The organism is Colwellia sp. Bg11-12, assembly GCF_014076955.1.
Lineage (GTDB): Bacteria > Pseudomonadota > Gammaproteobacteria > Enterobacterales > Alteromonadaceae > Colwellia_A.
The window spans coordinates 199,503-205,502 of the sequence record NZ_JACGUZ010000086.1 but is presented as its reverse complement, the minus strand read 5'-3'; the positions used below and the strand labels follow the sequence as shown (position 1 = coordinate 205,502).

Genomic DNA, 6,000 nt, shown 5'->3' with positions numbered 1-6,000 from the left:
ATAAATGAATGACTCTAATTTTATTAAAAGGTGAAAAAAAAAAGTGAAAAAATTTAAAAGTTATACTTACGATTGAATATTTTCAAAAAAAATATTTTTTACATTTTTTCGATGAAATAAAGTACACACTAACTGAATAAAATTGGTCTAATACTCACATCAACAACATAACACTGCGATGACTTTATCCCCCTGACTTTTGTCAGTTATTGTTTTAGTATTTGTGTGATAAAGTAATTATAACGTTTACTGTTAATCTTTAACTCTCGGCTAACATCTGCAAGTGTTGCGTATCAACGATTGTTATATGTCGTCTCTCTAGTTTTACACAGCCATCTTTTTTCATATTTGTTAATGTACGACTGACGGTTTCTGAAGCCAAACCTAAATAATTGCCAATATCATCACGTGACATACTTAAATCAAACTCAGTACTTGAACAGCCAAGAACCCTATGATTTTCAGAAGCTTTAAGTAAAAAGGCAGCAACTCGATTATTTGCATTTTTTTTGCCTAACATATAAGTATTGCTGTTCTGTTGTTTAAATTTATCAATAGCAAATTCAAACAACCAAGGCGGTAATAATTGCTGCAATGCTTCTTCTAATTTAACGACGGGTATAGAACAGACTGAGGAAGTTTCTAACGAAACAGCCGTAGATATATTTTTATGAAAAGGTAATGCGTCAATACCCAAAAGGTCACTAGGGCCATGAAAATTTAAAATTTGCTCTTCACCGACTTGATTGGTTATAAATGTTTTAATAGAACCTGATTTAACAACATATAAGTTTTCTAATTTATCACCTACATGAAATATGTAGTCACTCGCTCTAAATAATTGATGCTTTGGCGTTGGAAAATTAGACAGTGTTTTTTTTATTTTATATGCTACACAGCTATTATGCCTAATGCACATACTACAAATATCCTTTAATACCTCAGTATTGCCTATATTGTTAATCATAATATTCCCTCTTGTTATTGGAAAAGTTCACTTTGAAAAATAATGCCAAATATCATTTTAAAATATGCTTAAATCAATTTTCAACAAGTACAAAGTAAGCCTAAACTATAACTCCAAGTATTCTTATAGGGGAAAACCTGATCATTGAACACTTTTCAACCAGGAAGTGTGCTTTATTAATACACAACTGATAATAACTAAGCTTTTTATCTTGGGTAAATTTACCTATGGTTACCATGAGTTTTTCTGGTATTGAACCATATATTGATCTTCTCGTAAGTTGAGCCTGCGTGTATATAGCCGATACCCCACAATAAAATAAAGCCTCAAATATAATTAACTGATTAATGTCAGTTAACTTCATATACAAATAACTTAAAATTAAGAACGTGCTAAAAACTGAGTGTGCAGTGATGAGAATTAATCAACTGAATTTTAAAAGACCAACTCACGATGAAAAAAATAATTTTATCGAGTCGCTACTTTGAATTAAACGCGACATTTTAAAATCGATTTTAACGTAGTTTGTGATTGGAGTACAAAAATGACATTTACATCAATTATGTTTTCATTATCTATCATTATTTATCATTATTTATCATTATTGCTTTATTTATTGTGGTGTATCAGTGTTCATTAACAAAAACCTCACTAAAAGACAAAACAACCAACCAATTACTTGAAATGAGGTTGGAAGCCTTCATCGATTATAAACAAGCCAAAGCAATGAAACTTTATGGAATAATGGGCCATAGGGCACAAATAATGTGCAATATAGACAAAGCGTTAAGTAAAAAAAGATTTCTCACATCAAAAACAAACACAGTATTGGTAGACACTGTAAAATTAAAGCTGGGTAAAACACATAAGGTAATTCAAGGATGAGACATACGCACATTCATTAAATTCAATTATTTATTATAAAAATCAATCACTAGTGCTCTACCCTAAAACCACCTCAAGATGAAGGGTACGAGTAGAATTTTAGACTAAACCTTCCTTTTAACCCGATTCAATTCCCCCTTTTTAAAAGAGAATTCAATGGTCAAAGAATGAAAGATATTACAGGTAACCCAATGAGCCAATTAACCTTTTCAAAACGACAAATGAGCAACGTCAGTTATCATGCTAGTAACAAAACAAAAAAAGTTGCTTTAGTCGTTGAAGGTGGTGGCATGCGTAACATATTTGCAGCAGGAGTACTCGACAGCTTCAATGAAAATAATTTCGACCCTTTTACCTTATATTTAGGCGTGTCTGCAGGTTCTATGAGTTTGGCTTCTCATTTAGCAGGTCAATACCTCAGGAACTATCGTGTTCTCATGCATTGTGCAACTTCAGGTGCCTTTATTAGTAGCTGGAATTATTTGCGTGGTGGCCATTACATTAACTTAGATTGGCTGACAACAAAATGCCTTAAAATGCACCCATTGAACACCGTAGATATAATGAAAAATCTTGCAGATAATGATAAAAAATTCATTGTGGTCTGCACTAATACTGAAACGGGTCAGCCTGATTATTTTTATCCAAATGCGAGTAATATTTTAAACGTTTTAACGGGTTCATGTTGTATTCCTCTTTTGTATCGTAATCCGGTATATCTTGCTGGTATACGTGTAATTGATGGTGGAATTGGTGATCCTATCCCCGTAAAAAAGGCTTATTTAGAAGGAGCAACCGATATTGTCATCATTCGTTCAAGAATAAGAAGTTACCGTGAAACTAAAGATAGCCTAGAAAAAAAACTTGGTTGTTTTCTGTATCGACACTCACCCAATATTCATCGATCCATTTTAAATTTTGCCGACACTTATAATGAGGGTATCGCATTTATTGATAAGCCGCCGCGAGGTGTCACAACGTTTCAAATTGCGCCACAGCAACAACTAAAATCAAACATGGCAACCACTAATACAAAAACACTTGAACATGATTATCTACTGGGTAAGGAACTTGGCAAAAAATTTATTATGGATTCGAGAAGTAACGCTAATCAACTTGTATAACTCGTGTTAATAATTAACGCCCAATTTAAAGGCTGCTTTTTTTAATAAAAAGTCTACAAGATACTGACAATATACTATTCACCAAGTTAACCACTTAAGTACAAAGCTGTTTTCTCGACGAACAAAATAACGTCTGATTTCATCACCCAATATGATCAAGATAGCGAAAGGGACACTTAGTAAAAGTTGCCATACCTGTAATGGTTGTGTTGCAAAAAACTCATTAGCGACGGGGTGATAACTAATCAGTGCTAGCAAGCTTAGTTCGCTTGCAATACCCAGTAATACCAGACGATTACTCAAAAAACCAACGGTAAACAAACTTTGCCGACGTGTCCTACATATAATCACATCTGCAATTTGGCAAATAATAATTGAGGCAAAAAAGGCAGTAACTGCGGTGCGATATAAAATATCATTATTTGCTAACGCTTCTCCCCATTGCCAACCACCATTGAGCAACACCACAAAAAAACTAAAAAACCCAGCAAATGCTTGTAACATTCCAACAATGCCATAGCTCATAATCAGCATATTTCGACTGAGTAATCTTTCGGCTCTGGGCCGTGGTGGCCTCTTCATCACATCACTCTCTGACCTTTCTGTACCTAAGCCTAGAGCAGGTATAACATCGGTGCCCAAATCAATCGCCAAAATAAGCACAATCGTTAAGGCAAGTGGAAAGTCCAGCACCACATAAGCAATAAAGGGCAGAATTTCGGGGACATTACTGGTAAGAATGTAAGCAATAAACTTTTTAATATTTTCAAAAATAGTTCTCCCTTCTTCTACCGCACTGACAATGGTTGCAAAATTATCATCCATTAACACCATATTACTCGCTTCCTTGGCAACATCTGTTCCTGTTATGCCCATGGCGACACCTATATCGGCATTTTTTAAGGCAGGAGCATCATTAACGCCATCTCCTGTGACGCAAACAACTTCTCCTTGTTGTTGTAGCGCATTGACTATCTGTAGCTTTTGTTCGGGACTGGTGCGCGCAAAAATAATTTCTGGTTTACTCAGTAATGTTGATAGTTCGTTGGCAGACATTTGGCTTAATTCATCGCCAATAATAATGCAACCTTCCCCCTTAATTAAACCAATTTGACGGGCAATAGCATCAGCGGTAATACCATAATCGCCCGTGATCATAATGAGTTTTATACCCGCATCGTGACAGCGTTTTATTGCATCGGGGACTTCAGGACGAGCGGGGTCTATCATGCCAACAAGACCAATAAAAACAAACTCAGTCTCATTATTTAGCTCAGGTGTCGATATTGTTTTAGACGCGAATGCTAATACCCGCTCTCCACGTAACGCTAACTTTTTAAAGTTATTCAAAATGGTAAGGCGTGAACTATCGGTCAGTGGCTTAGACTCTCCACTGTCAAAATATAAACTGCATTTTGCTAAAACGGTTTCTGGCGCGCCTTTTAAAAGTGCACGGTAATTTGATTGCTGATCAATTTTATTTATCGTGATCATTCGCTTAGTTACGCTGTCAAAAGGTAACTCACTTATTCTGTTATCGAGCCTGTCAGTTTCTCTGCCAAACAAGCCTTCAATATAACTTAATAAGGCCACTTCTGTGGGGTCGCCACTGTAACCAATGTTAATCATATGGGCGTTATTACACAGGGTCATTATTTCAAAGAGTTGATGATGTCCAGCTTGCGCTAAGATGTTGCGATCTTGTGATGAAAATATCTGATTGTTAAGTACAACACAGCTAACACTGATCTTGTTTTGAGTCAGTGTACCCGTTTTATCGGTACAAATTACGGTAGTGCTGCCTAGCGTTTCGACACTCTCAAGGCTTTTAATTAGCGCATTTTTCTTCGCCATACGTTGACTCGCCATACTAAGTGATAATGTTACGGTAGGTAACAAGCCTTCAGGCACATTGGCGACAATAATACCGATAGCAAAAATTAAACTCGCAATTTGCCCTTTGCCCATAGCAACGCTGATTAAAAAGAAACTTACCCCCAGTACAATGGCGATCAATCCTATAATACGAATAAAATGACGCAGTTCTTTACGGATGGGTGTTTCAGTTTGCTCTGTTTCTTTGGTTAGTTTAATCACTTGACCAAATTGAGTATTCATCCCCGTCGCACAGATAACGGCTTTACCATTACCACTTTGAACGAGTGTTCCTGATAGCACCATATTACGACTTTTAAGCAGGTTTTTATCCGAAGGTTGAAGGTCTCGCAGTTGTGGTTCACTCTCGCCAGTTAAGCTACTCATATCAACTTTAAGTTGATTATGTTCAAGTAAACGTGCATCAGCACACACCCTATCGCCTTCATCCAACAACAAAATATCGCCAACGACGACATCAACGGCCTTAATATTCACCGTTTTATTGTCGCGTAAGACATTAACCATTTGAGGCAACATATCTTGGAAGCTTTCCATAATATGTTCATTGTGGCGTTCTTGAAGATAAGTAAAAGTGGCATTGAGAAAAACTACGCTTAACAGGGCATAAGCAATGTAAATATTCCCTTGAGCGGGGTCAATATTTTCAGCTAAAAATGCAAGTAAACTACCAATGAGCAATAGCACAGCGAAATAATTTTTAAACTGTAAGAGAAACTTAAACATTTCAGGTTTTGATTTTTTTACCACCAAAACATTCGCGCCGAATTGCGCACGACGTTGATTAACATCTCCACTAGTTAAACCATTCTCACGGGCGCCAAGCTGTTCTAGTAGTTCATCTAAGGGAATATTATGGGCATTTACTAATAGCTGCTTAATCGTTTTTTGTTGCATTATTAATAAAACCCTTAGCCAAAATTGAAATGAAAGTGATTTTCCGTTTATGTTATAGACCCAGATGCTGGGATAGATAACATCAATGTTTGTCATGGCTGAACGTGCAGTCTCTCATCGCTAGTGATTAAGCGATATGACTAAACCAGAGAGTTAATGCACGCGCCATGAATGATGAATAGGCATCTATAACGGCTCCGAAAACACCTATAATGTTCATGTTATAAACTC

Annotated in this window: 3 protein-coding genes; 1 reads left to right on the top strand and 2 read right to left on the bottom strand. The window is 36.2% G+C overall.

Going from position 1 to position 6,000, the window contains the following annotated elements:
* Positions 1-259 precede the first annotated feature (259 nt).
* A complete protein-coding gene (locus H4J39_RS18925) occupies positions 260-967 on the bottom strand; it encodes a helix-turn-helix domain-containing protein (RefSeq protein WP_182229868.1) in 708 nt (235 codons plus the stop codon).
* Positions 968-2,019: 1,052 nt separating this feature from the next.
* On the opposite strand from H4J39_RS18925, the gene H4J39_RS18920 reads away from it, so the two are divergent.
* Positions 2,020-2,976 (top strand): patatin family protein, encoded by a 957-nt coding sequence (locus H4J39_RS18920; RefSeq protein WP_182229867.1) that lies wholly within the window; start codon positions 2,020-2,022, stop codon positions 2,974-2,976.
* A 78-nt stretch (positions 2,977-3,054) separates the two neighbouring features.
* Here H4J39_RS18920 and H4J39_RS18915 read toward each other — a convergent pair whose 3' ends face one another.
* On the bottom strand, positions 3,055-5,769 hold the full coding sequence (locus tag H4J39_RS18915; protein ID WP_182229866.1) for an HAD-IC family P-type ATPase: 2,715 nt from the start codon (positions 5,767-5,769) through the stop codon (positions 3,055-3,057).
* Positions 5,770-6,000 lie beyond the last annotated feature (231 nt).